Here is a 26,729-nt window from a genome sequence, read left to right on the forward strand (position 1 = left end):
CCTCGGCGCGGGCGAAGGCGGCCTGGTAGCAGCGGTTGGCCCCGCCCAGCTCGCCCCGGACGCGCTCGAGCAGGCCCACCAGGTAGAGGAAGGCCGGGTGGCCGTGCAGGGCCTCGGGCACCGGGGCCAGCAAGCGGCGCAGCTCGCCCTCGGGGGTCTGGGCCTGCAGCGCGTGGGCCAGCGACTCCAGGTACTCCGGCCACAGCCGGGCGCGGCGCAGGGCCTCGAGGGCCAGGTCCCGCTCGCCCCGCTCCCAAAGGCGGCGGGCCAGCTCCCGGCTCAGGCCCGGGTCGGGGTGGGGGGCCAGCGCCTGCTGCAGCAGCCGGGGCAGGGCGAGGGCACCGCCCTGCCGGTAGAGGTAGCCCCGGTCGTACAGGTCGGCCACCTCGGCCTGGGGAGCTTCCGCGAGCTCCGGGACGATCAGGGGGAAGCGGGCGAGGCGCTCGAGGGCGGCGAGGTCGGGCGCGGGGATCAGCCGCCGCAGGTGGGCCTGCACCAGGGGGTGGCCGGCCAGGTCCTGGGGCGCGGCCTCCTGGAGCTGCCGGCACAGCCGCAGCCCTTCCGGCCAGCCGCCGGCGGCCTCGAAGCTCGAGCGCCGGAACTCGGCGCTCGCCTCCGGGAGCTGCTGCTCCCACTCCTCGAGGGTCCAGGTGAGCTCGGTCTCGCTCAGGAACAGGGTGTCTTCCAGGGCCCACCCGCCCGATAGCTGGGCTTCGCGGCGCGAGCAGGGCAGCCACAGGGCTGCGGAGCCGCGCAGGGCCTCCAGGTCGGGCCCGGCCCGGCGCCCCGACGCCCGCGCCCACTCGGCCAGTTCCGCCTGCCCGAAGCCCAGACCCACCGGCGCCACCACCAGCCGCGGGGCGTGCTCGAGGCGGGAGCGCAGGCGCGTGGGGAGCATTAGCTAAAGCTTAACCTTCTCAGCGGATTTTTACCGGGAGTTTGAGCAATTTTTGAGGGGAAGCGCGTAGGTTGAAAACACAGCTAGAGGAGGTCAATCGCGCATGAAGAGTTGGCAATTCGCGGCAAGCCTAGTTCTCACGGGTATTCTGGTCGCCTGCGGCGGGACGGCCGGCGAGACGGGGTCCAAGGCCCCCAAGCAGTCCAGCCGCACCTCGCTCACACAGTGCCAGGCCCTCTACGCCAGCGCGCCCTCCGGCGCACAGGTCTCGAGCAACCTGCGCTACGGCAGCGTGGGCACGCTGATCCTCGGCTTCCTCGAGGACGCCTCCAAGGCCCGCGCCATCGACTGGATCGACGCCAACCTCGGCCTGACGGCGGGCAACGGGCTGGGGGTGTTCGAGAACCTCCCCGTCGTCGCGGTCAAGACCCTCATCACCCAGGAGCTCGTGCAGCAGCTCAAGGCGGCGCTCGAGCCGGCCGGGCTGGTCTCCATCGAGCAGGACGAGCCCCTGAGGTTCTTCCTCAACGAGAGCGTTGGCTTCATCGGCGCCGACCGGGCGCGCGCCGCCTTCGGCCTGTCGGGCAAGGGCGTGGGCGTGGCCGTGATCGACTCGGGCATCGACGCCACCCACCCCGACTTGGTGCTGGGCAAGAACGTGGGCCGCAACGTCAAGATCGTCGGCCCCATCACCGACACCCCGGTGGGCGGCTACCTCTACGCCGACCTCGACAACACCGACCTCACCAGCGGCCACGGCACCCACGTCGCGAGCACCATCGCCGGGCTGGGCACGGCCTCGCAGGGCAAGTACACCGGCGTGGCCCCCGGCGCGACCCTGGTGGGCATCGGCACCGGCGACGGCATCTCCATCCTCTACGCGCTGCAGGGCTTCGACTTCGCCCTCAAGCCGGAGATCCGCGAGAAGTACAACGTGCGGGTCATCTCGAACTCCTGGGGCACCTCCGGGCGGCGCTTCGACCCCTACAACGCCATCGCCCTCGCCAGCAAGCGGGCCTACGACCTCGGCGTGCTGGTGGTCTTCGCGGCGGGCAACGACGGCCCCGACCCCGACACCCTCAACCCCTACTCGGCCTCGCCCTGCGTGATCTCGGTGGCCGCGGGCGACAAGAAGGGCTTCCTGGCCGGCTTCTCCAGCCGCGGCGTGCCCGGCGACGCCCTGCACCACCCCGACATCACCGCCCCCGGCGTGAGCATCATCGCGGCCCGGGCCACGACCGGCGCCGTGACCCCGCCCTACACCGGCGACCCGCTCTACGGGGCCTTCTACAGCAGCATCAGCGGCACCTCCATGGCGACCCCCCACGTCTCGGGCACCCTGGCCCTGATGCTCGAGGCCAACCCCAACCTGCGCCTGGAGGGCGCGCTGGAGATGATGTCCAAGACCGCCCGCCCGATGTACTACCAGGCCGACGGCTTCACCGTGAAGCGGCGCGAGCTGTGGGAGGTGGGCGCGGGCTACCTCAACGCCTACGAGGCGGTCCGTCTGGCGGTGAAGTCCAACCCCAACCGCTACACCCTCACCACCGACACCCTCAGCGCCTGGAGCGGGACGGTGGGGGCCGCCGCCTGCGCCCCGCTGGTGGGCTGCGCGACCAAGAGCCAGCACGAGTACACCGTGAGCGTGCCCCCGGGCTACACCGCGCTGCACGTCCGCACCGACTGGGGCAACCCCGCTCTCGACCTCGACCTCTACGTCTACGCCCCCGACGGCCGGCTGATGGGCTCCAGCGCCCAAGGCGCCTCGAGCGGCGAGGCCGTGAGCATCCCCAACCCGCAGGCGGGGAGCTGGAAGGTGGTGCTCGAGGGCTACCTCAACACCCCCACGACCTACGAGGGCGTGGCCGAAGGCGACAAGCTGGTCCGGCAGTAGCACTGCCGTCCCTCCTCCTGGCCCGGGGGCGAACTGGCCGCCCCCGGGTTCTGCTATGTTGGGGGGCGTGGGCGCGAGCTATACCCTGGAAAACTTCGACTACCACCTGCCCCCCGAGCTCATCGCCCAGCAGGGCGTCGAGCCCCGCGACGCCTCGCGCCTGATGGTGCTGCACCGCGCGGGCGGGCGGCTCGAGCACCGCGTCTTCCGCGACGTGGTGGAGTACCTGCGCCCCGGCGACGTGCTGGTGCTCAACCAGAGCAAGGTCATCCCGGCGCGGCTCTTCGCCACCAACCCCCAGGGCACCCCGGTCGAGGTGCTGCTGGTGCGGGAGCTATCCCCCGAGGGGACAGCCGAGGGGCGCGGGAGCGTCTGGGAGGCCATGCTCAAGCCCGCCAAGCGGGCCAAGGGCGGGCTGCGCTTCGCCGACGGCCTGGAGGCCGAAGTGATCGCCGTCGAGGAGGACGGGACCCGCGTGCTGCGCTTCTCCGGCAACGTGTGGGAGCACCTCGAGGCCCTGGGCCAGACCCCGCTGCCGCCCTACATCCACGCCTCCGTAGACCCCCGGCGCTACCAGACCGTCTACGCCCGCACGCCGGGCTCGGTGGCGGCCCCCACCGCGGGCCTGCACTTCACGCCGGAACTGCTCGAGCGCATCCGCGCCATGGGCGTCGAGCCCCGCTACGTCACGCTGCACGTGGGCCCCGGCACCTTCAAGCCGGTCAAGGACGACCCCGACCGCCACACCATGCACGCCGAGCCCTACGAGGTGCCGCTCGAGACCGCCGAGGCCGTGGGCCGCGCCAAGGCCGAGGGCCGCCGGGTGGTCGCGGTGGGGACGACGGTGGTCCGCACGCTCGAGTCGGCCTGGCAGGGCCAGGGGCTCCGGGCGGGCGGGGGCGAGACCCAGCTCTTCATCCGCCCCGGCTTCACCTTCCGCGCCGTGGACGCGCTCATCACCAACTTCCACCTGCCCAAGTCCACGCTGCTGATGCTGGTTTCGGCCTTCGCAGGCTACGACCTGACGATGCGGGCCTACCGCACCGCCGTCGAGGAGCGCTACCGCTTCTACAGCCTGGGCGACGCGATGCTGATCCTGTAGGGCCTAGAGCGTCTGCTAGCGGGGGATCTGGTCGTCGGTGAGGAAGCGGGGCCTCACCCAGCGCACCTTCTCCACCTCGCCGTCGAAGCGCACCAGCGCCGCCACGCGGGCCCTGGAGTACACCCGGTGCGGCTCGCGGGGGATGAAGGCCGTCACGATGTCCACCCAGCGGGGCTGGGCGTATTCCAGCACCACGTGCAGCGGCAGCCGCAGCCGCGGCGGAAAGGCCATGTAGCCCAGCACCAGCATGCGCTGGTCCTCGGGGTAGACGGCCAGCTCACGGCCCCACTGCGCCGCCTGCACCACGTCCAGCTCGGTGAAGCCCTCCTGGACCATGTGCTTGGCGACGTGGGGCCCGATCCGGTAGCGGCCTTCCTTGAGGTGGGAGATCAGCTCCTCGAGCCTGCGAATCTTCGCACCTTTCACCGCCCACCTCCTGTAAAGCCGCCAACGCGAACAGCGTCGGGGTTGCGGGCATTATAGCGACACGTCCCTGAGAACATTGGGATTCCGCACGCCAATGCAGGCCCCGTAGACCTTCTGCGCCCCGGCCCCCAGCAGCACCGCCCGCGCCCGGCGGTAGGTGCTGCCGCTGGTGATCACGTCGTCCACGAGCAGCCAGCGGCCCTCGAGCGGCGCCCGGGCCCTGAAGGTGTCCTCGGGCAGTTCCCCGCGCTCGCTGAGGCGCCGCCGGGTCTGCGAGGGAGTGTAGCGCTGGCGGGTCAGGGTCTCGCGGTAGGGGAGCTCGAGCGCCTTCGCCAGCGCCCGCCCCAACAACTCGGCCTGGTTGTAGCCCCGCGCCAGCTTCCGGTGAGGCAGCGTAGGCACCGCCGTCACCCCGTGCAGGCTCCACCACGTCTGCCGCACCCCCACCGCCAGGGGCGGGACGATGGCCTCGAGCAGGTCGCGCTTGCCGCCGTACTTGAGCGCCCGCACCACCCGCCCCCACCGCCGGTAACCCCCCAGGTAGACCAGATTAGGCCCGTGCTGCGGCTTCAACTCCTCCCGGCAAGCCCGGCACAGCCCCCCCAGGTCGAGCCTCCCCCCACACCCCGGGCAGCGCATCCCCAGCAGTGCCTCCAGAAACGGTGACATTCTGGAGTAATTCTGCCACAAAGGAGCGGTCAGCTATCAGCGGTCAGCCCTCAGCCGTCAGCTTGTGGCTCGTGTGGGTATCCCCCCCAGCCCCCCTTGCTAAGGTGTTTTGCGTTTTGCATCTCGCATCTCGCGTTCGGCGTTGGGCGTTCGACGTTAGGCGTATTGCGTACGACGTACGACGTACGACCCGCGCCCAGCGTCTGGCGTTTAGCGTTCGGCTATCAGCTATCGGCTATCGACCATCGACTACCGACCATCAGCCACCGACGCTTGCCGTCCCGCGCTCCTCGCCAGCGCCTGTGGCAGCGACTCGTCGAAGGGCGGGTACAACACGCCGTGCTCGGTGACGATGCCCGTGATGAGGTGGTGCGGCGTCACGTCGAAGGCGGGGTGGGCGGCGGGGAAGCCCTCGGGGGCGATGGCGACGCCGCGCACGGTGGTGACCTCGAGCGCGCTGCGCTCCTCGATGGGGATGTCCTTGCCGCTGCTGAGCCGGGGGTCAACCGAGGAGAGCGGCAGCGCGGGGTAGAAGGGGATGCCGTGGTAATGGCAGAGCACGGCGAGGCCGTAGGTGCCGATCTTGTTGGCGAAGTCGCCGTTGGTGGCCATGCGGTCGGTGCCCAGGATTACGGCGTCCACCTGGCCCTTGCCCATCAGGTAGGCGGCCATGTTGTCGGTGATGAGGGTGGCGGGGACCCCGGCCTTGTGCAGCTCGTAGGCGGTGAGGCGGGCGCCCTGGAGGTAGGGGCGGGTCTCGTCCACCCAGACGTGGGTCACCCGGCCCTGGCGGTAGGCCTCCACGATGGCCCCCAGCGCCGTGCCGTAGCCGCCGGTCGCCAGCGGGCCGGTGTTGCAGTGGGTCAGCACCTGGCCCTTGAGCACCGCCGCGCCGTGGCGGCTGATGGCCTGTTCGGTCTGTTCCACCTCGTCCCAGACGGCCCGGGCTTCGGAGAGGGTGGCCTCGAGCCTCCCCCAGTGCGGCTTCATGCGGTCGAGGGCGTAGAAGAGGTTGACGGCGGTGGGGCGGCTCTGGCGCAGCACGCGGTCGGCCTCGGCATGGTCCTCGCCGCTGAGGTGGGCCAGGACCATGCCGTAAGCGGCGGTCACGCCGATGGCCGGGGCGCCCCGCACCACCATGTCGCGGATGCCCGCGGCGGCTTCGGCCGCGGTGCGGCAGGGCACCCACACCTCCTCGAAGGGCAGCTTGCGCTGGTCGAGGAGCCAGAAGGTGTCGCCTTCGTAACGGAAAGGGACTGCGCGTTCCACGCCCCACAGTCTACGCGGCGCCGGGGCGGGGCGGGCGGGAGCGCCCTGCCGGGCAGCCGCTTCAAGCGCCTGCCAGCCGGAAAAGGGCCGGCCCTGACGGTGCTCGAGCGTTCAGCGGTGGGCGTACTCGGGCTGGGGCACCTCCCCGGCCCAGCGCACGAACTCGACCTCGCTCTGGCTGGGGTGCACCGCCACCACCCGCACGCCGTAGACGTAGGAGCCGGGGCGGCTGGGGAGGTAGGTGCCTCCGTAAACCAGCGCCTCGCGCTCGCGGCCCTGGGGCTTTAGCGCGACGACCTCGAGCTCCCCCGTGCCCCGGCGCACCACCAGCTCGACGCGCAGGGTGCCCTCGGGGAGCCCCTCCGCCACCAGGTAGGCCTTGACGGGCATGCCCTCGCCGTTGGCCATGGTGTCGCCGGGGTTGTCCACCCACAGCCGCACGTTGCCCCACGCCCGCTCGAGCTGGCTCTTCCAGTTGGCCAGCTCCTTGAGCTTCTCGGCGTTCTGGGCCTCGAGCGAGCGGGCGCGCTCGGCGATGGGGCTGTAGAACTTGAGGTCGTACTCGTGCACCATGCGGGCGGCGGAGTAGGTGGGGCCGCAGCTCTTGATGCTCTCGCGCACCATGGTCAGCCAGCCGCTGGGGGTGCCCTCGGCGCCGCGGGCGTAGAACAGCGGCAGGATCTCGAACTCGAGGGTGTCGTAGAGGCTCTGGGCGTCGGCGGTGTCCTGGGCCTCGTCGCTGGCGTAGGCCCGCTCGTCGCCGATGGCCCAGCCGTTGCGGGTGTTGAAGCCCTCGGCCCACCAGCCGTCGAGGATGGAGAAGTTGAGCGCGCCGTTGAGCGCGGCCTTCATGCCGGAGGTGCCCGAGGCCTCCATGGGGCGGCGGGGGGTGTTGAGCCACACGTCCACGCCCTGCACCAGGGTGCGGGCCATGCCCATGTCGTAGTTCTCGAGCAGGATCATGCGGTCCTCGAGGCCCAGCTCCTTGATCTTGGCGACGAGCTCCTTGATGAATGCCTTGCCGGGGTCGTCCTTGGGGTGGGCCTTGCCCGCGAAGACGAACTGCAGCGGGTAGGGGCCGTTCATGATCTTCAGCAGCCGCTCGGGGTCTTTGAACAGCAGCACCGCGCGCTTGTAGGTGGCGAAGCGGCGGGCGAAGCCGATGGTGAGGGCGGCGGGGTCGAGCACCTTCTCGGTGGCGCGCAGGCGTGCGGGGACCTCGCCGTTGCGGCGGCGGGTCTCATAGAGCCGCTGGCGCACGTCGTTGACCAGGTGCAGGCGCAGCTTGTTGCGGATGCGCCACAGCTCCGACTCGCTCAGCAGCTCGGCCTTCCACAGGCCCGGCTCCCAGGGCTTATCCCGCCACTCCTTGGGGAAGACCCGGTTGTAGAGCTCGGCGAGCTCGGGGTGGAGGAAGGTCCAGGTGTGCACCCCGTTGGTGATGTGGGAGATGGGCACCTCCTCGACCTCCAGCCCCTTCCAGATGCCGTGGAACATCTCGCGCGAGACCGCCCCGTGCAGCTCGGACACCCCGCCCGCGGCCCTCGAGGTCGCCAGCGCCAGGTGCGACATCGAGAACACCGGCCCGTACTCCTTCTGCTCCAGCCCCAGCGCCAGGAACTGGTCGCGGCTGAGGTTGAGGCGGCCCCACCAGCCGTCGAGGTAGCGGTCGATGAGCTCGAGGGGGAAGGTGTCGTGCCCGGCGGGCACCGGGGTGTGGGTGGTGAAGAGCGAAGAGGCCGCGACGAGCTCGAGCGCCTCGCGGAAGGGCATCCCGGCCGCGATCCGCTCGCGCATGCGCTCGAGGCCCTGGAAGGCGGCGTGCCCCTCGTTCATGTGGAAGACCGTGGGGGAGAGGCCCAGCGCCCGCAGCACCCGCACCCCGCCGACGCCCAGCACCAGCTCCTGCTGGATGCGGGCCTCCTGCCCGGGCTCGTAGAGGCGGGCGGTGATCCGGCGGTCCTCGGGGGAGTTCTCGGGCAGGTTGGTGCTCATGAGGTAGACCGGGATGGTGCCCACCTGGGCCTTATAGGCCGTGACGTGGACGGTGCGGCCGGGGAACTCCACTCCCACGCGCAGGGGCTTGCCCTCGAGGTCGTGCACCGGGGTGAGGGGCAGCTCGGTGGCGCTGTACTCGTCGTAGGCCTCGGTCTGCTGGCCCTCGGCGGTGAGCACCTGGCGGAAGTAGCCCTGGTGGTAGAAGATGCCCACGCCCACCAGGCTCAAGCCCAGGTCGCTCGCCGACTTGATGTGGTCGCCCGCCAGGATGCCCAGGCCGCCCGAGTAGATCGGCAGCGACTCGTGGAAGCCGTACTCCATCGAGAAGTAGGCCACCTCGTGCCGGTTCTTGGGGCGGGCTGCGAGGTACTTCTGGAAGGCCGAGACCACCGCCTCGACCTCGCCCTTGAAGGAAGCGTCCTGTGCGAGGTTGTGCAGGCGCTCGGGTTGGACCTCGAGCAGCACCTTGACCGGGTTGCCGCGGAAGCGCTTCCAAAGCGACGGGTCGAGGCGGTCGAACACCTGCTGCGCCGCCGGGTTCCAACTCCACCAGAGGTTATAGGCCACCTCGCGCAAGCCCTTGACGGGCTCCGGCAGGGTGGGCATGGCTGTGATGCGACCCAGTACGTTCATGTCTGGGGGATTGTACCACCTCGAGATGAACTCCAGGCCGTAAACCGCCAGCATGAAGGGCTTTTCTCCGGCGAGGACGCATAATTATGCCGGGCGTTAACCTCGAGCACCCCGGCTTCACGCCCGCTTAACCTCAGGCCTTACACTCGGGGAGGAAATGGGGGAGATGGACGAACAGGTCGCCCAGGCCCACCGCGCCCAGGACGCGCGGAGCGCGCGCTACCTCGAGCGCGCCGGCCTGCGCCCGAGCTGCCGGGCGGGCTGCGCGGCCTGCTGCCACGCGCTGGTAACGGTGGGGCTGGCCGAGGCCGAGTATCTGCGGGCGCGGCTGGAGCCGCGGGCGCTCGAGCGCGCCCAGGCCCAGGGCGCCCTGCGGCTGCAGCGGCTCCGCCGGGAGAAGAACACCCCGGACTTCCCCAGCCGCTACTTCGCCGAGGCCAACCCCTGTCCCCTGCTCACCCCCGAGGGCACCTGCTCGGCCTACACCGCCCGCCCCCTGGCCTGCCGGGGCGTCCTCACCGACCTCGAGGCCCGCTACTGCGCCCCCGGCGCCGTCCCTAACCTGCAAGGCGCCGATCGCTCCGCCTACGAGGCCCGGCTGCGCCCCCACCACGGCCCCGAGCACTACCTGAGCAGGCCCTGGCAAAGCTCCGAGCGCCTGGCACACAGCCTCTGGGAACAGGAGCAAGCCCTCCGGGGCTTCACCGTGATCGGCGAGCTGGCCTCGCTGCTGTACCTGCTGGGCCAAGCGGACTTCCAGGCGGCGCTAAACCGGGGTGAGAAAGCCGTCCGGGACTACTTGCAGGGCCTCGGCGTGCTGGGTGGGGAGTGGGGGTTTTGGGTGGGGTGAAAAGGCTGGGGGCTGGACGCCGAATGCCTAACGCCGATAGCCGAACGCCCGACGCCTAACGCGGGTCGTACGTCCTGCGTCGTACGCCGAACGCAAAACGCAAAACGCCAAACGCCAGACGCCTTGTTCCCCCCCTTAGCAAGGGGGGCTGGGGGGGATAATACCGGATTCAAAAAGATAATCATCCAACCCAGAACCCTGGAGGCTATCTTTTTGAATCCTAGAGCACTCCCTTCGGTCGGGTTAGTCCGGCGCCGTTCGGCGCCGGACTAACCGAATCTGGTATAAGCCCTCCCCGCCTGCGGGGTGGGGTTCACCACGAGCCACTAGCTTCCCGCTTACCGCTGACGGCTGAAAGCTGACCGTTGACGGCTTACGGCTTCCAAGCCTGCTTCACTCCATCAACCCCGCGTCGATCATGCGGAGGTAGGAGAAGAAGAGGTTAGACTGGTCGTCGAAGTTTTGCACGAACTTCACTACCGTCTCGCGGGTGACGCCGGTGAGCTCGAGGTCGGTCTCGAGCAGGGGGTCGCCGTCGTCGTCGAGGTAGCACTTGCTGAAGCGGTAGCGCTTGTTCCACTGGTTCATGTGCTTGAGCTCGATCTTGGTGAAGCCGGAGAAGCCCGCGCGGAGCTGGAGGCTGCGCAGGGGGTCGTCGCCGTAGGTGATGAGGCGGGCCTTGAGCCCGCTGGAGTAGGTGATGCTGAAGAGGTCTTCTTCGACCCGTTCGACCTGGATGCCGGGCAGCTCGAGCAGAAGCCGGAGGGTTTCGGCGTTGAGGGAGAGGACTTCGCTTTCCACCGCCCCATCCTACTGTGGCGCGGGCCAATTTGCTGCCGAGGCCGACCGGCGGTTACTTGAGGTACACCCGGCGCTCGGCCTCGATGGCCCGCTGGATCTCCTGGATCTCCTTGAGCAGCTCGACGCTGGGGTTGGTCTTGAGCTCCTGCTTGAGCTTGTCGAGGCGCATCTCGTAGTACACCTCGCGCAGGCGGGCCATGCTGGTCTGGAGGGTCTGCTCGAGGTCCTGCGGCGCCTCCTCGGGGCGCTTCATCAGCGCGTCGAAGAGGCGGTCGCCCTCGCCGCGCTCCTGGAAGTGCCGGATCACGCGGGCCTTGTTCTTCCCCTCCTTGACCGCCAGCATGAAGTCGGCGAGCAGGCTGCCCTCGGGGGGCCAGGTGTGGTCCTCGACGTACTGGCACCAGTTGCTGAACTCGGCGTCGGGGGCGGAGTAGAGCAGCGAGATCACGTCCAGCTCGCGCAACAGGCGCTTCTCGGAGAGGTCGGGGCGGGAGAGCCCGAGCGAGGTGGCGGGGTTGGGGGCGCGGCGCGCGGCCGGGGCGCGGCCGGCACGGCTGCGGATGTAGTCGTCGATGGCGCGCAGCTCGAGGTGCAGCCGGCTCATCAGCACCTGCTTGAGCGCGGTCACCACCTTGTCGAGCGGGTCGGGGGAGACCAGGCGCGGCAGCAGGGCGTCGAGCACCTGCTGCTTGCCCTGGGGGGTCTGCAGGTTGACGCCCCTGGCGGCCACCTGGAAGCGGAACTCCACCTCGGGGAGGGCGTTGTGCAGGGCCAGGGCGTAGCGCTGGGCGCCGTCGGGGGCGAGCAGCAGGTCGCCGGGGTCCTTGCCCCCCTCCAGCGCCACCGAGTGCACCAGGAAGCTCTTGACGACGTCGAGCTCGAGGCTCTGCAGCGTGGCCTTGCGCCCGGCCTCGTCGGCGTCGAAGGAGAGGTAGAGGTCGCGCACCTCCAGCCGCTTGAGCAGGTGCGCCTGCTCGCTCGAGAGGCTGCTGCCCAGCACCGCCACCGTCTCGGGGAAGCCCAACTGGTGCAGCGCGATGGCGTCGAAGAGCCCCTCCACCACCACCGCGCGGGCCTTGTCGCGGATGGCCTGGCGGGCCTGGGGGTAGGCGTAGAGCAGCAGGCTTTTCTTGAAGAGGCTGGTCTCGGGGGAGTTGAGGTACTTCGGGGTGTCCTCGGGGGCCAGGGCGCGGGCGGTGAAGGCCACCACGCGGCCCAGGCTATCGAGGATGGGGAAGGTGACGCGGTTGCGGAAGCGGTCGAAGAATCGCCCGTCGCGCTCGGCCAGCACCCCGGCCTGGTTGGCCTCCTCCGGGCTGACGCCCTTGTTCTGCAGGTAGCGCAACAGCCCGTCCCAGCCCGGCGGGGCGTAGCCCAGCCCGAACTTCTCGACCGACTCCTCGCTCAGGCCGCGCTTCTTGAGGTACTCCAGGCCCGCCCCGGCCAGGTGCGAGCGGAAGTACTCCTGGGCGAGGGTGAGCACCTCGTAGAGCTCGCGCTTCTTGCCCTGCGCCCGGAACTCGGGCAGCTCGACGCCGGTCTCCCGGGCCAGGCGCTCGAGGGCCTCGCGGAACTCCAGCCCCTCGACGCGCTGCAAGAAGGCGAAGAGGTCGCCCCCGGCCTTGCAGCCGAAGCAGTAGAACAACCCCTTAGCCTCGTCGACCTGGAAGGAGGGGGTCTTCTCGGGGTGGAAGGGGCACAGCCCCTTGTGCCGCCCCTTGCCCGCCGGCTTGAGCGCCACGTAACGGCCCACCAGCTCGGCGATGGGGAGCCGAGACCGGATCTGTTCGACCGCTTGGGCGCTGTTAAAGTCCATAGGGCGATCCTGAAGGGATCAACACGGTGTAGCGGCGGTGTGGCTTTAGCTTACCACCGCGTGGCGTTAGACCTTTATGTTACCCCAAAGCGGCCCGTTCAAGACGATGAGGACGCGGCCAGGCCGCTGTCCCAGAAGTGCTTGAGCCACTCGCCCAGGATGCCGTAGCCCTCCACCGCGCGCAGGGGCGAGGTGGGCACGCTCTCGCCCAGGCGGCGCAGCAGCGCGGCGCGCCAGGCGTGGGAGAAGGCGTTGGAGGGCTGGAATTGCAGCAGGTGCAGCACCTCACGGCCCTGCTCGAGCTCCAGTTGCACCCGCAGCAGCCGGGCCAGCTCGTGCATGGCGACGAAGCCGGTCTTGCCGGTGTGGTTCATGAGGTACTGGGCGAGGTGGCGCGCGCGGGTGGGGTTGCGCTCGCTGTGGTACAGGCCCAGCACCAGCAGGCTGCGATGGTAGACCCAGGAGTTGGGGTGGCGCCGGGCCGCGACCAGGGCGGCCTTGAGGGCCTTGCGGGGGTCGAAGCCCAGGTGCCAGGCCCGCGTGCCCAAAGCCAGTTGGATCAGGCCCTGGGTGTCGGGGTGGTCGTCGTAGCGCAGGCCCTGGGCGAGGCGCTCGAGCGCGCGGGTGTGGGCATCGCCGGGGGCCAGGGCGTGCGCCAGGGCCAGGTGGGCCGCGAGCCAGCCGTCGGCGAGCTCGCCGCAGGCCCGCTCGCCCCACTGCACGGCCTCCTGCAGGTAGCCGGTCTCGAGCAAATAGCGCAGCCGCACCGCGTAGGCCTTGGCCTTGGCGGCGGGGGGGACGTTGGGCAGGTAGCGGGCCATGAGCTCGAGGGTGGCGTAGGTGGGGCGGTAGAGGGCGGTGTCCATCTGCAGGGCGGCTAGCTCGCACAGGCCCTCGAGCTGGAGCCCGGCAGGCAGGTCGGGGTTAGGGGTGCGCTTCTGCAGCACCCCCAGCGCCTCGCCCGGGCGGTAGCAGCGCCACAGGGCCTGGGCCAGCTCGAGCCGCCCCAGCGCCTCGCGGTAGGGGGCGGGCTCGCCGGCCTCGAGGTAGGCCTGGAGCCAGGGGACGGCCTCGGCGTAGTTCTGCTGGCACAGTGCGGCCTGCCCCAGGCGCAGGTAGGCCAGGGGTTGGAGGTTCTGGGGGAGCTCGGGGGGGATGGACTGGGCCTCCTGGGGCAGCAGGCGGGCCTTGGCCAGCAGGGCGCGGGGCTCCTCGCAGGCGGCGGGGAAGAGGCTGAGGGCCTCGTCGATCATCCCGCGCTCGAAGAAGGCCTCGGCGCGCAGGGCCTCGGCGAGGGGGTTGAGGGTGGCGTGGGGGCCGAGCATCTCGCTGGCCTCGGCGAAGCGGCCCAGGCTCAGCAGGCGCTCGGCCATCTCGAGCGCGGTGGTGGTCTGCAGGTTGCCCTCGGCCAGGCGCAGCGCCTCGCGGTAGGCCCCGAAGGCCCGGTCGTACTGCATCTCGGCCCAGGCCCGCTGGGCGGCCAGCCGCCAGAAGCGGAAGGCCGAGAGGCTGTCGCCGGCGGCCTCGAGGTGCCGCGCGCTCTCGAAGAGGCGGCCCTTCTGCTGGTACCAGCGGGCGGCCTGGAGGTGCCAGTCCTTGGCCTGCTGGGCGCTGACGTGCCCCAGCACCGCCTCGCGCAGGAAGGGCACCACGAACTCCAGCCCCTGCTCGCCCATCTCCACGAAGCCCTCGGCCTCCAGGCGCGAGAGGTCGATGTCGTCGCCCAGCACGAAGCGCACCAGCTCGTTGGGGGTGCCGTCGCCCAGCACCGCCACGGTGTGCAGGGCCTGCCGCACCAGGCGGGGCAGGCTGTCGAGGCGGGGCTGGTAGAAGGGGGTGGGCTCGGGCTCGCCCTGGGGGTGGGTGATGAGCGCGCGCAGCACCAGCGGGAAGCCCGCGCTCAGGCCGGCCAGGGTCAGGGCCCGCCGCGGCTCGAGCCCCGGCTGCCAGGCGCGCGCCAGCCGCTCGGAGTCCTGCAGGCTGAGGGGGGCGAGCTCGAGGATCTGCAGGTCGGGGCCGCGCGACCAGCGGTTGCGGCGCGCGGTCATCACCATCAGCACCCGCCCCTCGGGGGCCTGGCGGGTGAACTCGAGGATGGCCGGCTCGGTGGAGTGCAGGTCCTCGAGCACCAGCACCAGCGGCGACTGCTGGGCCAGCATCTCCAGCGCCGCCCGCCAGCCCTGGATGAGGTAGCGCTCGAGGTCGCGGGGCTCGAGGTCGGGCTGGTCGGTGAGGCCCAGCGTGTAGGCCAGCGCGGCCTCGCTGGGCTCGTTGAGGTCCATGCCCTGCACCCACTGGGCTAAGCTGCCCTTGACGAAGGGCTCGAGGCCCTGCCGGATGGCCTGCCGCAGCGCGGTGGAGGTGCCGACCCGGGGCGCGAGCAGCCCGCGCACCCCCTTGGGCAGGCCGCGCAGAAAGTGCTGCACCAGGTGGCTCTTGCCGATGCCCATGGGCCCGTGGATCACCACCCGCCGCGGCTGGCCGCGCTGCACGGCCTCGAGCGCCGCCTGGAGCTGGGCGAGCTCGTACTCGCGGCCCACGATCTCCGGGGGCTCTTCGCTGAGCCCCAGGTAGCTCAGCGGGGCCAGCGGCTCGGCGTAGCCCTTGAGCACCTGCGCGGGCATGGCCTCGACCCGCGCGCGCGGCACCAGCCGGATGGTCACCTCGTCGCACCACACCTCCCCGGGCGGGGCCGCCGCTGAGAGGCGCTGGGCCAGGTTTACGGCCGGGCCCAGCACGGTCTGGTCGCCCGCCATCCCCCCACCCAGCGGGGTGCGCAGCACCAGCCCGCTCGCCACCCCGACCCGCGCCGGCAGCGGGCTGGAGGCCACCATGCTGCGGGCGGCCTCGAGCGCGGCCTCGGCGTCGTTGTCCTGGCTGCGCTGGGCCCCGAAGACCGCCAGGATGCCGTCGCCGAAGAACTTGTCCACGGTGCCGCCGCGGTTGCGCACCTCCTGGGCGGCCTGCTGCAAGGCGCCGTCGACGGTGCGCCAGGTGTCCTCGAGCGGGTGGGCCAGCAGGTACTCGGTGAAACGCGAGAGGTCGAAGAACAGCACCGTCACCCAGCGCCGCTCCTGGGTGTAGGCCGGGTGCAGCGGCGTGCCGCAGCGCACGCAGAAGTCGGCCTGCGGCGGGTTGGGGTGACCACAGCGGGTGCAGGTGCTGTTCGCCATGGCTAGGGTCGGAAGGCCATCAGGGGCGGCGCCAGCCGGACCGCCAGGGATTGTTCAGCTTCCAGCGGCTGGCTCGAGGCCAGCACGAACAGCACTTCGGGGCTGCCTACCGCGAAGAGGTAGAACCCGCGCTCCAGCGCCCGCAGCACCCGGCCGCGCAGCTCGTAGCGGCCCCCGCCCAGGTGGCTGATGCCGCCCGCCTCGGCGGGCTCGGCGGACTCCACCACGCCGTGCAGCACCACCCGCACCGGGCTGCGCGGGGCCGGGGTGAGGCCCCGGTCGAAGGCGTGAAGGACGCCCGAGGGGGTGAGCAGTTCGAGGATCGGGCTCCCCAGGGGCTCTGGGGCGATAGGCCACTCCTGGGCGTGCGCCGCGAAGCGCTCCCAGAAGCCCTCGACGCTGTCCTCGAGGGCCATGCCCCGCGCGGCTGGGAAGGCCTTCATCGGCCCCATGATACCCACTTCCTAAGAAAAGCCTCACTTTGTGTTGAGGCTTTCTTAAGGCTTGAATGAGCGTGCATTAACCTCATACGTTCCAACCCTCACTAAGCGAGGAAAAACCCGATGGCAGCGCACTCTGGCCCCACCGCCCGACTTTCCGGCCGCGCTCCAGCATACAACCCGGAGGCCGGTTTTGGGCGAGAGTGCAAGAAAGGGGCCTCGAGGGGTTGCCTCGAGGCCCTGGTCACCCCGGAGGAACTTATACCGGATTCAAAAAGATAATCATCCAACCCAGAACCCTGGAGGCTATCTTTTTGAATCCTAGAGCACTCCCTTCGGTCGGGTTAGTTCGTCACCGAACGGTGACGAACTAACCGAATCTGGTATTAGAACCAGGAGCCGAAGCGGAAGTAGAACTTGCCGCCGGGGTTCTCCGGGCTGAAGCCGTATTCCACGCGGAAGGGCGGCAGCAGCGCGCCCAGCACGTCGAGCTCGACCACCACGCCCAGCCCGTAGCCCAGCTTGAGCCCGAAGGGCTCGCTGGGGCCCCAGGCGCTGCCGAAGTCGGTGAAGGCCACGGCGTAGATGTTGGTGCCGGCGCCGCTGGGGCTCAGGCCGAAGTCGTAGCGGTACTCCACGCCGCCCGACAGCAGGTAGATGCCGCTGAGGGTGCGGGGGTCGTAGCCGCGCAGGGTGCTGACGTCGTCGACGGCGCCGCCGAGGAAGAAGCGCTGGCTCTCGGGCGGGTTGCCCAGCACCACGCCCGCCGACAGGCGCAGGGCGATCGCCTGGCGGCCCACGTCGTCGAGGCCGAAGTAGGTCTTGCCGGTGATGGAGAAGGGCACGAAGGTCTTGGCCGACTCGCCCTGGGTGGTGGTGATGCCGAAGGCGGTCTGGAGGTCGGTGCTGAAGCCCTGGGTGGGGAAGCGGGGGTTGTTGACCTGGCCGTACGAGGCGTTGCCCTCGAGGCGGAAGGTGCCGTAGGGCTTCTCCAGCAGGGCCCGGGCCTCGTCCTCGCTGAGGTCGGTGCAGTTGTCGGGGGCGTCGGGGTCGCTGCAGGGCTTGGGGGCGTTGCCGGTCTCGAGCTTGGGCACCACGTACTCGTAGCGCAGCCCCAGGCCCAGGCGCAGGTTGGGCAGGTCCTTGGAGAGGGGGCGGCTGAGGCCGATGCGGAAACCGGTCTTGCGCTCGGTGAACTCCCAGTTGGTCTTGTTGTCGTTGGCGTCGAGGAGGGGGTTGTTGGGGCTGGGCACGGTGTAGACCGAGAGGCCCACCGAGGTGCTGACCTCCTTGAAGTCGGCGAAGTCGGCGTAGAGCCAGGGGATCTGGTAGGAGACGCTGAAGGACACGGGATCGCCCGCGTCGTTCTGTCCGAAGGAGAGCTCGAGGCTGCCGTTGTGCAGCAGGCCCCAGAGGTTGGTGTCGGAGACGCGCAGGCTCCCCGACCAGCCCTCGATGCTGCTCCAGCCCAGCGTGGGCAGGAGCTGCAGGGTGCGGGCCTCCTTGAGCCCCAGCGTCACGATGACCTTATCGGGGGCCGAGCCCTGCTTGAGGTTGACCTGCGGCGGCTCGGCGAGGATGCCGCTGCGCACGATGCTGGTGAGGCCCGAGCGCAGCGCGGCGACCGAGTAGAGGCTGCCGGGCTGGGGCAGGTAGCGCAGGATGGTCTCGCGCTGGGTGCGGGGGTTCTCGCCCGCGTTGATCTCGTAGCCCTCGATGCGGATCTCCTGGATGGTCTGGGTGTAGACCCCGTCCTGGAAGCGGATCTGCGGCTGGGCGACGATCTCGTAGCCCGCTTCGCGGTAGAGGCTGAGGATGCGCCCGAAGTCTTCCTGGGCGAGCGCGGGGTTGTAGATGTCGCCGGGCTTGAGGCGGATGCGCTCGAGCAGCCGCTCCTTGGGGAAGGCGGTGTTCCCCTCGACGCGCACCTCGGTGATGGGCCCGTAGCGCTCGGCCCCCTGCTTGAGGGTGATGCGCACGCCCGCGGGGGTGAGCTCGAGCTGGGGCTCGATGTTGCGTTCCAGGCGCCGCGACAGGGCGTTGACGCTGTCGAGGAGCTTGTCGTAGTTGAAGGGGTCGCCGGCTTTGAGGCCGAGGTCGCCCACCTCGAGGCCTTCGGCGCGGATCTCGGCCACCTTGAGCTCGCGCAGGGCCACCTTGAGGGTGCCGTCTTGCAACTGGGTCTGCTCGGTGTCCACCCCGCTGCCGCGGTAGCCGGCGGCGTTGTAGAGCTGGTTGGCCTGGTTGACGGCCTCCATGTAGCGCTGGACGTCGAAGCGGCCGTCCTGGGGCACGCTGTTGAACAGGGCCTGCAGTCGGTCGCGCGGCACGTAGGTCGCCTCGCCCACCTCGACCTTCTTCAGCTCGGGGTTTTCCTCCACGCTGAAGGTGAGCTTGACGCCCTTGCTGCCCTCTTCGGCCTTGACGTTGATAACCGGGAAAAAGGGGAAGCCCTGCTGGCGGTAGGCCTGGGCCAGCCCGTCGGCGGCCTCGCGGGCCTTCTTGGCGTTGTAGGTGACCTCCGGGCCGATGGCGAACTGGGTCTCGAGGTAGCGCACCAGCGTGGCCTGGGGGAAGACCTTGCTCTCGACCACCACGCTCTCGACCGGCGGGTTGGGCACGACCTCCACGATGAGCTTGTTGCCCTCCAGCCGCACCTTGGCGTCCTTGAAATACCCGGTGTCCAGCACCGCCTTGCGGGCGGCCTCGAGGTCGCCCGGCTCATCCCCCACCCCGAAGGGCAGCGCGATGCGGGCGAGGGCCTGCAAAACCGTGTCCCCGCCGCGAACCTCCACCTCTTCGATGGGGGCGGCCAGGGCCAGGCCCAGCAATAAAAGTAAGAAAAGACCCAGTCGCTTCATGGCGCAAAGATACCTGCACCATCTTAGCCGCTTGTGAGAGGGGAATTGAACTGCCGGTGGCCGATGGGGGGATGTCGAATGTCGGACGCTGAACGCTGATAGCCCATAGCCGATGGCCGAACGCCCAACGCCTAACGCGGGTCGTACGTCCTACGTCGTACGCCAAACGCCAAACGCCAAACGCCAAACGCCCCTTCTTCACCCCCCTTAGCAAGGGGGGCAGGGGGGATAAACCCTCCTCGCCGGCGGGGAGGGAAGGGGTGGGGCCCACCATGAGCCATAATCCACAGGCCACGAGTCCCCGCTTCCTGCCTTCAGCATGGTAATCTTGGCCTCATGGCAGGCTACGACCAGATCCAGGAGACGGTGCAACACATCCGCGCTACCACCGACTTTGTCCCCGACTACGGCATCATCCTGGGCTCGGGGCTGGGCCCCTTGGCCGACGAGATCGAGCCCGTGGCGGTGCTGCCTTACGCCGAACTGCCCCACTTTCCCCGCTCCACCGCGCCGGGGCACGAGGGCAAGCTGATCCTGGGGCACCTCGAGGGCAAGCGGGTGGCCGCCTACAAGGGCCGGGTGCACTACTACGAGGGCTACGACGCCGACGCGGTGGTGTTTCCCCAGCGGGTGGGCTTCTTCCTGGGGGCCCGCACCTTTTTCGTCACCTCGGCGGCCGGGGGGCTCAACCCCAACTGGAACGCCGGCGACCTGATGCTCCACCTCGACTACATCAACTACGCCGGGCTCTCGCCCCTGCGCGGCCCCAACGACGAGCGCTTCGGGCCGCGCTTCCCCGTGACCTTCGACGCCTACGACCCCGAGCTCGTCGCCAAGGCCCGCGCGGTGGCCCGCACCCAGGACATCACCCTACGCGAGGGGGTGTACTCCTGGTGGCCGGGGCCGCAGTTCGCCAGCCGCGCCGAGCTGCGCGTGCTGCGCCAGATCGGGGCCGACGCCATCGGCATGAGCACCGTGCCCGAGGTGATCGCCCTGCGCCACTTGGGCGCGCGGGTGCTGGGGCTTTCCACCATCACCGACATGGCCATCCCCGACCGCGACCACCACGCCACCGAGCAGGAGGTGCTCGAGGTCGCCGCCCGCAGCGGGGCCACCTTCCGCAAGTTCGTGCGCGGCATCCTGGCCGCGATCTGACGATGGGCCTGGCAAAGGTGCTGCAGCGCATCGAGCAGGCCGCCCGCCAGGGGGGGCGCGACCCCGCCGCGGTCAAGCTGGTCGCGGTCACCAAGGGCCACACGGTCGAGGAGATCCGCCAGCGGGTCCTGGCCCATGGGAACTACCCGCTGGGCGAGTCGCGGGTGCAGGAGGCCCTGCCCAAGATGGCCGAACTGGGGGGCGTGGAGTGGCACTTCATCGGGCCCTTGCAGCGCAACAAGGCCAAGTTCGTGCTCGACTTCGCCCTGATTCACTCGGTGGACTCGCTGCGCCTGGCCCAGACCCTCGACCTCAAAGCCCGCGAGAAGGGCAGGGTGCTGCCTGTCCTGGCCGAGGTCAACGTGGGGCGCGAGCCGCAGAAGCACGGCTTCCTCGAGGAAGAACTCCCCGAAGCCGTCGCCCAGCTCCGCGACCTGAGCGGCCTCGAGCTGCGCGGCCTCATGACCGTGGCCCCCTACACCGAAGACCCCGAGACCGTGCGCCCCGTCTTCGCCCAGCTCTCCCGCCTGGCCGACCGCTACGCCCTCCCCGAGCGCAGCATGGGCATGTCGGGCGACCTCGAGGTCGCCGTGGAGGAGGGGGCCACGATTGTGCGCGTGGGAACGGCAATCTTCGAGCCGGATTGAGCCAGGCCCGTCGGCGGCGAGCAGGTTTAATGGCTCGTGGCCTGTGGCTCGTGGGGAACCCTCCCCAACCCTCCCCGCACGCGGGGAGGGTTTAACCCCCCTAACCCCCCTTGCTAAGGGGGGTGACAAGGCGTTTCGCGTCTTGCGTTTGGCGTTTGGCGTACGACGTAGGACGTACGACCCACGCCCGGCGCTCGGCCATCAGCCATCGGCGTTCAGCGTTAGACATCCATTGCCAAACCCCGCCCCGCACCGTTAGCCTTGGGTCTAGAAAAGAGAGCGCTATGGACCTGACGCCCCTCGACGTTCGCTACCAGGAGTTCAAGCAAGGGCTGCGGGGGTATGCCGTGGCCGAGGTGCGGGAGTACCTGGCCCAGGTGGCCGACCGCCTCACCGCCCTCACCGAGGAGAACGAGAGCTTGCGTGAACGCATCCGTACGCTCGAGAGCGAGCTGAGCCAGGCCCGCGAGGGCGAGGCCGACCTCAAGCGGGCGGTGGTGGCGGCCGAGCGCATCGCCCGCGACATCAAGCAGCAGGCCGAGCGGGAGGCCGAGCTGATCAAGCGGGAGGCCGAGTCGGCCCGCGAGCAGACCATGCAGGAGATCGTGGCCGAGATGAAGCGCATCCGCGGGGACATCGAGGCCCTGCGGCAGGAGCGCGACCTGTTCGTCAACCAGTTCCGGGCGCTGCTCGAGGGCTACCTCACTTCCCTCGATCGCTATAAGCGTCCGTGATGCCCATGTGGGCCAGCAGCGTGAGCACGGTCTCGCGTTGGTAGTAGGCCTGCGAGAAGTTGCCCTTGACCGCGAAGCCCTGCGCCTTGAGCCCCAGCCGCTCGGCCAGCAGCAACGCCCGGGGCAGGTGGGGCTCGTCAGTGACGATGAGGATGGGCTGGCCCTTGACCAGGGGCAGGATGTTGGCGAGGTTTTGCCAGGTGCTCCGGCTGCGCTGCTCGCACGCCAGGGCTTCCGAGGGCACGCCGCGCAGGCGCAGGTAGTTGCACCCCACCTCCCCTTCGCTGTACCGGTCGCCGGGCTGCCGCCCCCCCGTGACCACGACAGCAGGAGCCGCCCCCTGCCGGTAGAGGCCCAAGGCCGCCTCGAGGCGGTTCTTGAAAATGGGCGACGGCTTGCCGTTGTACTGCGCCGCCCCCAGCACCACGATGTACCGCAGCCCGGCAGCTCCCGCCCCCCGAACCCCCACCCCAGGGCTCAGCAGCAGGAGGAGCGCGAACAACAACGCCAGCCAGCGCATGAACTCCAGTCTACAGCCTGGGGACGGCAAGGGGCAGGGTGTAAGCGGTAAGCCGTCAGCGGTCAGCTATCAGCCGTCAGCCGTCAGCGAAAGACTAGTGGCTCGTGGTTGCCCCTCCCCGCGTACGGGGAGGGTTTATCCCCTCCCAGCCCCCCTTGCTAAGGGGGGAGCAAGGTGTTTTGCGTTTTGCGTACGGCGTACGACGTAGGACGTACGACCCGCATCAGACGTACGACCCGCGCCCGGCGTTTAGCGTTCGGCGTTCGGCTATCAGCGACTATCGACCATCGCCCCTAGACCCTTCCCAAACGTGCGAGTGTGCCCAATAGCGCCTGGGTGCGGTGCTATACTCGAGCCATTACCTAATGGAGCAAATTTTCGGCAGGACCAACGGACTCAAACCCAGCGAAAAAAAGCGGCTCGTTAACCTGTACCGGCGTCGGGTCCCGGCGGATCGCCTCCTGACGGCCGAACTCGCCAACACCCTCGCGGGGCTCTCCGATGAGATCGGAAGGCCCGTCAGCCTGCTGCTCGACCGGGGCGGGCACGTGATCCGGGTGGCGGTGGGGGATGCCAAGGAGGTGCCCATCCCCGAGGGGGCGTACATCGAGACCCGGCTCTCCGGGTATCGCCTGATTCACACGCACCTCGGCAAGGGCGGGCTCTCCCGCCCTGACCTCTCCGCCCTCTTCCTGCACCGCCTCGACGTGATGGCGGCGCTCGAGATCGAAGACGGCCAGCCCCGCACCCTGCACCTCGCCCTGCTCTCCCCGCCCAAGGCCGACGAGGAGGACTGGCAGATCCTGCCCTCGCGCCCTTACCACGAGTACCTCGAGTGGGACCTCGGGGGCGCGGTCGAGGCGCTGGAGGAGGAGCTCTCGCGGCAGGCCCGGGTTCTTGACCTTCAGGACGGCTCGGGCGAGCGCGCGATCCTGGTGGGCATCGACCGGGGCGAGGGGACCCAGGCCGAGGTGGACCTGGCCGAGCTGGCCGAGCTCGCCCGCACGGCGGGGGCCATCGTGACCCACAAGGAGCTGGTCTACCGCCCCGTGCTCGACGCGCGCTACGTGGTCGGGCGCGGCAAGATCGAAGACCTCCAGAGCAAGGCCTACCACGAGAACGCCGCCACGCTGATCTTCGGCCTCGAGCTTTCCCCCGCCCAGGCCCGCGAGCTCGAGGCCGCTACCAGCCTCAAGGTGCTCGACCGCACCCAGCTCATCCTCGACATCTTCGCCCAGCACGCCCGCACCCCCGAGGCCAAGGTGCAGGTCGAGCTGGCCCAGCTCAAGTACCTCCTGCCCCGCCTGGTGGGCCGGGGCCGCAGCCTCTCGCGGCTGGGCGGCGGCATCGGCACGCGGGGACCGGGTGAGACCAAGCTCGAGCAGGACCGCCGCCGCCTGCAAGACCGCATCGCCGAGCTCACCCGGAAGCTCCAGGAGATCTCGGGCCGCCGTCAGGAGACCCGCCGCCAGCGCGAGCGCGGGGGGTTGCCCATCGTCTCGGTGGTGGGCTACACCAACGCGGGCAAGACCACGCTGATGCAGGCCCTGGCCAAGAAGGGCGAGCAGGGCGAGAACAAGCTCTTCGCCACGCTGCGCCCCCTCACCCGCCGGGGCTTCCTGCCCAGCCTGGGCGAGGTGCTCTACACCGACACCGTGGGCTTCATCCGCCACATGCCCGACGAGCTGATGGAGGCCTTCCGCTCGACCCTCGAGGAACTGCGCGACGCCGACGTGCTGCTGCACGTGCTCGACGCCTCGCAGGAGGGGGCGCTCGAGCGCTACGCCGTGGTCGAGCAGATCCTGCGGGACCTCGAGGTGGAAGCGCCCAAGATCCTGGTGCTCTCCAAGGCCGACCGGGCGGGCGGGTACGACCTCGAGTTCCTCCGCGAACGCCTGGGCGGGCTCGCGGTCTCGGCCGTCAACGGCGGCGGCCTGCCCGAACTCAAGCAGGAAATCGCCGAAGAACTCATCGCCCGGGGCACGCGCCCTGCGGCCTGGACCCAATCCGGCTACGTTCCAGACGCTACCCGCTGATTTTGTAGGGGCGCGAAACCTCGCGCCCCTACGGCGTTGAGCGTTTAGCTATCGGCTATCGACCTCAATACGTCCTGAACCCCTTCAACCCCGTAGCCTCACTCCACTGCACCTCCACCTGGTCCACCCGGGCGAGGCGCGGGCCCTGCCGGAGGAAGTGCAGGAGGTGCTCGAGGGCTTCCCTGGGGCCTTCGGCCACCACTTCAACCCGGCCGTCGCTGAGGTTTTCGGCGTAACCGCTGAGGCCGAGTTCTTGGGCTTTGCGCTGGGCGTAGGCACGGTAGCCCACGCCCTGGACGTTTCCGCTGACCAGGGCGACGATACGGGTCATGAGGCCAGCCTAAGCCCTCGTGAGGGGCTTTGACAAACTGTTCGATAACCATTTTGCAGGCTGCGTTCACGTAGCACACAGGAGAAATTGGCTATCATGAGCCTCGAGCGCTCCGCGGTGGGCGTTGAAAGCTGGATAAATTCACGCGAAAGTTGGGTCAGGGTGGTTGAAAAGGGGACGGAACAAGCGGGGAAGAGGGGGAAATTGCGCCTGTGGCGCCTGGTTCCGGTGCTCCTGCTGCTGGGCATCGGGCTCGTTCCTGCGCTGCCGCCCGTGCAGTCGCTGGTTTTAGGCGAGATCCTCAGGGGCGTGGGGTTCAAGGCCGAGTGGAGAGGGACCAGCGGCTACCTCCTGACCGGCCTCGAGGTGCGCGGGGTCAAGCTCGAGCGGCCCGGCATCAAGCTCGAGGGCGAGCGCGTGCAGCTCGAGTACGGGCTCACCGGGCTGTTCCGGCGGGAGCTGCCCATCCGCATCCGGGTCAAGGACGGGCAGGTGGCGCTGAAGTGGGAGGAGATCTTCCAGGCCCGGCCCCCGGCGGCCGAGCCCCAGGTCAAGCTCAAGGTGGACGAGCTGCGGCTCGAGGGGGTGGAGGTCCGCTTCGGCGAGGCCCGCGCCATGGCCCTGCCCCCCCTGAGCGTGTCGCTGCGGGGCAACGGCCCCAGCTACGCCTTCACCGCCACCCTGCCCAAGGGCTCGGCCAGCGGGCAATTGCGCCGCACCGGGCGGGAGTTCGAGGCCTGGGAGGTGCAGGCTACGGGCGAGGTGCGGGCGCTGAGCTACTGGTACGAGGGGCTCGAGGGCGGCACCTTCGACACCCGCTGGACCCTCTCCCCGCGCGGCATCCAGGGCCGCAGCCGGCTCAAGGACGCCCAGGCCAGCGTGGTGGGCCTGACCGTCACCAACATCGCCGGCCCGGTGGACTTCAAGGACAACGTCGTCACCGCCAACCTCACCGGCAGTGCGCTGGGGGCGCCGGTGGTGGGCGACGCCACCGTGGACATCGAGGCCCGTAACTACACCTTCCGCGTGCAGGGGCGCCCCAAGCTGGCCGAGCTGGCCAAGAGCTACGGGCTGGTGCTGCCGGTGGAGGGCGGCGGCCCGCTGCTGCTGGAGGGCCGGGGCTGGGAGAAGCTGGTGATCACCGGGGAGTACGAGGGCCAGGGCAGGCTGGTGGGCGAGCCGCTGAGCTACAAGGGCACCCTCGGCTTTGACCAGGTTTTCCGGCTCAACGCCGCCATCGGGGGCCGCCTCTTCGACCGCACCTACACCGCCGGGGTCAAGCTGGTCAACCAGAGCTACGCCGTAGACCTCAAGGACAACCTGGGCAGCGTGCTGCGGCTCACCGGGCAGGGCAACGCTACGCAGGCCCAGGGGCGGCTCACCCTGCCCAAGCCGCTGCTGGGCGAGGCCGGGGTGAGCTTCCGCAGCCAGGGGAGCCGCTGGAGCGCCGACGTGGTGTCGCGGCCGGTCAACCTGCCCCCGGTGGCTAAGCCCTTCGACCTCTCGGGCCGCCTCACGGGGGACGGCAACCGGGTGCAGGGGCGGCTGGGGGAGGTGGGGCTGTCGGGGAGCTGGGACGACCTGGCCCTGAGCCTGCGGCGCCTCGAGCTGGTCGTGGGCAGCCTCAACGGGAGCGGCCGCCTCAGGAACGGGCGCTTCAGCGCCGACCTCCAGTACGACTCCGACTACACCCGTTTCCCCGTCGCCGTGCGCCAGGAAGGGCGGGTGTGGCGCTTCGCCAACGACTACGCCGAGGGGCAGTTCGCCGACGGGGTGCTCGACCTCAGCGTGCGCCGCCTGCCGCTGCGGCTGGGGGGCGACTTCACCCTCAGCGGGCAGGTGCGCTACGCCCGCAACGCCTTCTCGGGCGACTGGCGCCTGCTGGGCGACTACGCCGAGGTGAACGGGGTGCTCGAGGGCATGGGCACGCGCTTCAGCGGCGCGGTGCGAACCCCGCTGGGCCGCCTGCCCCTGCAGGGCGTGGCCGACGGGCAGGGGGTGCGGGCCAGCCTCGACACCCTGCAGGTCCGGGCGGGCGGGGACGGGGTGCGGGTGCAGGGGCCGCTGGAGCTGGGCTTCGTCGAGGCCCGGGCCGACCTCAGCTACCGGGGGGGGCGCTTCGGCGGGACCGGCGTGGTGCGCACGCCGTGGCTCGAGGCGCGCCTCGAGGGGCGCGGCGAGCGCCTGTGGGCCGAGACCAGCGGCTACGCCCGGCTCTCCGGCCCGCTCTGGCCGAGCCCCGCGCTGCAGGGCCGCCTGACCCTGCCCGACTTCGGCCCCGTGCGGGTGGCCCAGGTGCCGGTGCGCCTGAACCTGCAGGAAGCCCGCATCGGCGAGGGGCGGGTGCAACTGAGCGGGAAGTTCCCCTTCACCCTGGCCCTGCCGGTGGAGATCGCCGGGCAGGACGCCACGCTCAGCGCCCAGGGCGACCTCGAGCAGGGCAGCCTGCGCCTGCAGCACCCCTGGGGCGAGGTGC

19 protein-coding genes and 1 pseudogene are annotated in these 26,729 nt (G+C 70.1%); 8 read left to right on the forward strand and 12 right to left on the reverse strand.

Going from position 1 to position 26,729, the window contains the following annotated elements; translation table 11 throughout:
- A pseudogene (locus MEICH_RS29590) lies at window positions 1–898 on the reverse strand (hypothetical protein); the annotation flags it as partial.
- Window positions 899–1,001: 103 nt separating this feature from the next.
- Here MEICH_RS29590 and MEICH_RS0120520 point away from each other — a divergent pair.
- Both MEICH_RS0120520 and queA read left to right on the forward strand, forming a co-directional pair.
- A complete protein-coding gene (locus MEICH_RS0120520) occupies window positions 1,002–2,792 on the forward strand; it encodes a S8 family serine peptidase (protein ID WP_027894158.1) in 1,791 nt (596 codons plus the stop codon).
- A gap of 67 nt (window positions 2,793–2,859) precedes the next feature.
- Complete coding sequence (gene queA, locus MEICH_RS0120525; RefSeq protein ID WP_245587723.1) at window positions 2,860–3,894, forward strand: tRNA preQ1(34) S-adenosylmethionine ribosyltransferase-isomerase QueA; 1,035 nt, start codon at window positions 2,860–2,862, stop codon at window positions 3,892–3,894.
- Between the two features lie 15 nt (window positions 3,895–3,909).
- Here the strand turns inward: queA and MEICH_RS0120530 are convergent, their stop codons facing one another.
- The 4 genes from MEICH_RS0120530 to glgP form a co-directional block, all read right to left on the reverse strand.
- The gene (locus MEICH_RS0120530; RefSeq protein ID WP_027894160.1) at window positions 3,910–4,320 is read right to left on the reverse strand and encodes a hypothetical protein; all 411 of its coding nucleotides are present in this window, start codon (window positions 4,318–4,320) and stop codon (window positions 3,910–3,912) included.
- Between the two features lie 51 nt (window positions 4,321–4,371).
- Window positions 4,372–4,989, reverse strand: coding sequence for a ComF family protein (locus tag MEICH_RS0120535; protein ID WP_036219785.1), 618 nt, complete (start codon window positions 4,987–4,989; stop codon window positions 4,372–4,374).
- A gap of 249 nt (window positions 4,990–5,238) precedes the next feature.
- Window positions 5,239–6,258 (reverse strand): S-methyl-5-thioribose-1-phosphate isomerase, encoded by a 1,020-nt coding sequence (gene mtnA / locus MEICH_RS0120540; RefSeq protein WP_027894162.1) that lies wholly within the window; start codon window positions 6,256–6,258, stop codon window positions 5,239–5,241.
- Window positions 6,259–6,369: 111 nt separating this feature from the next.
- Window positions 6,370–8,889, reverse strand: a complete 2,520-nt coding sequence (gene glgP, locus MEICH_RS0120545) for an alpha-glucan family phosphorylase (RefSeq protein WP_027894163.1) — start codon at window positions 8,887–8,889, stop codon at window positions 6,370–6,372.
- 157 nt (window positions 8,890–9,046) lie between these two features.
- Between glgP and MEICH_RS0120550 the strand changes: the two genes are divergently transcribed.
- Window positions 9,047–9,739 carry a YkgJ family cysteine cluster protein gene (locus MEICH_RS0120550; RefSeq protein ID WP_027894164.1) on the forward strand — a complete coding sequence of 231 codons (693 nt, stop codon included), beginning with the start codon at window positions 9,047–9,049 and terminating at the stop codon, window positions 9,737–9,739.
- Window positions 9,740–10,132: 393 nt separating this feature from the next.
- Here MEICH_RS0120550 and MEICH_RS0120555 read toward each other — a convergent pair whose 3' ends face one another.
- The 5 genes from MEICH_RS0120555 to MEICH_RS0120575 all read right to left on the reverse strand — a co-directional run bounded on the left by MEICH_RS0120555 (window position 10,133) and on the right by MEICH_RS0120575 (window position 18,830).
- Window positions 10,133–10,540 (reverse strand): YbjN domain-containing protein, encoded by a 408-nt coding sequence (locus MEICH_RS0120555; protein WP_027894165.1) that lies wholly within the window; start codon window positions 10,538–10,540, stop codon window positions 10,133–10,135.
- A 52-nt stretch (window positions 10,541–10,592) separates the two neighbouring features.
- Complete coding sequence (dnaG, locus tag MEICH_RS0120560; RefSeq protein WP_027894166.1) at window positions 10,593–12,356, reverse strand: DNA primase; 1,764 nt, start codon at window positions 12,354–12,356, stop codon at window positions 10,593–10,595.
- Window positions 12,357–12,454: 98 nt separating this feature from the next.
- Window positions 12,455–15,529, reverse strand: a complete 3,075-nt coding sequence (locus MEICH_RS26310) for an AAA family ATPase (RefSeq protein WP_051304387.1) — start codon at window positions 15,527–15,529, stop codon at window positions 12,455–12,457.
- Between the two features lie 2 nt (window positions 15,530–15,531).
- Window positions 15,532–15,972, reverse strand: a complete 441-nt coding sequence (locus MEICH_RS0120570; protein WP_027894167.1) for a hypothetical protein — start codon at window positions 15,970–15,972, stop codon at window positions 15,532–15,534.
- A gap of 383 nt (window positions 15,973–16,355) precedes the next feature.
- Window positions 16,356–18,830, reverse strand: a complete 2,475-nt coding sequence (locus MEICH_RS0120575) for a BamA/OMP85 family outer membrane protein (RefSeq protein ID WP_027894168.1) — start codon at window positions 18,828–18,830, stop codon at window positions 16,356–16,358.
- A gap of 336 nt (window positions 18,831–19,166) precedes the next feature.
- On the opposite strand from MEICH_RS0120575, the gene MEICH_RS0120580 reads away from it, so the two are divergent.
- The 3 genes from MEICH_RS0120580 to MEICH_RS0120590 all read left to right on the forward strand — a co-directional run bounded on the left by MEICH_RS0120580 (window position 19,167) and on the right by MEICH_RS0120590 (window position 21,366).
- The gene (locus MEICH_RS0120580; protein WP_027894169.1) at window positions 19,167–19,985 is read left to right on the forward strand and encodes a purine-nucleoside phosphorylase; all 819 of its coding nucleotides are present in this window, start codon (window positions 19,167–19,169) and stop codon (window positions 19,983–19,985) included.
- Window positions 19,986–19,987: 2 nt separating this feature from the next.
- Window positions 19,988–20,632: a YggS family pyridoxal phosphate-dependent enzyme gene (locus MEICH_RS0120585; protein ID WP_027894170.1), complete on the forward strand. Its 645-nt coding sequence runs from the start codon at window positions 19,988–19,990 to the stop codon at window positions 20,630–20,632.
- 284 nt (window positions 20,633–20,916) lie between these two features.
- On the forward strand, window positions 20,917–21,366 hold the full coding sequence (locus MEICH_RS0120590; RefSeq protein WP_027894171.1) for a DivIVA domain-containing protein: 450 nt from the start codon (window positions 20,917–20,919) through the stop codon (window positions 21,364–21,366).
- Here MEICH_RS0120590 and MEICH_RS0120595 read toward each other — a convergent pair.
- Window positions 21,335–21,886 carry a YdcF family protein gene (locus tag MEICH_RS0120595; RefSeq protein WP_027894172.1) on the reverse strand — a complete coding sequence of 184 codons (552 nt, stop codon included), beginning with the start codon at window positions 21,884–21,886 and terminating at the stop codon, window positions 21,335–21,337. The two genes, MEICH_RS0120590 and MEICH_RS0120595, sit on opposite strands and share 32 nt — an antisense overlap.
- Before the next feature lie 365 nt (window positions 21,887–22,251).
- Here MEICH_RS0120595 and hflX point away from each other — a divergent pair, with 365 nt between their 5' ends.
- Complete coding sequence (hflX, locus tag MEICH_RS0120600) at window positions 22,252–23,922, forward strand: GTPase HflX (protein ID WP_027894173.1); 1,671 nt, start codon at window positions 22,252–22,254, stop codon at window positions 23,920–23,922.
- Window positions 23,923–23,986: 64 nt separating this feature from the next.
- Here the strand turns inward: hflX and MEICH_RS0120605 are convergent, their stop codons facing one another.
- Window positions 23,987–24,253, reverse strand: coding sequence for an acylphosphatase (locus tag MEICH_RS0120605; RefSeq protein WP_027894174.1), 267 nt, complete (start codon window positions 24,251–24,253; stop codon window positions 23,987–23,989).
- A 204-nt stretch (window positions 24,254–24,457) separates the two neighbouring features.
- On the opposite strand from MEICH_RS0120605, the gene MEICH_RS29595 reads away from it, so the two are divergent.
- A partial coding sequence (locus tag MEICH_RS29595; protein WP_036219787.1) for a hypothetical protein occupies window positions 24,458–26,729 on the forward strand: 2,272 nt, incomplete at its 3' end.

Source organism: Calidithermus chliarophilus DSM 9957 (assembly GCF_000430045.1).
Classification (GTDB): domain Bacteria; phylum Deinococcota; class Deinococci; order Deinococcales; family Thermaceae; genus Calidithermus; species Calidithermus chliarophilus.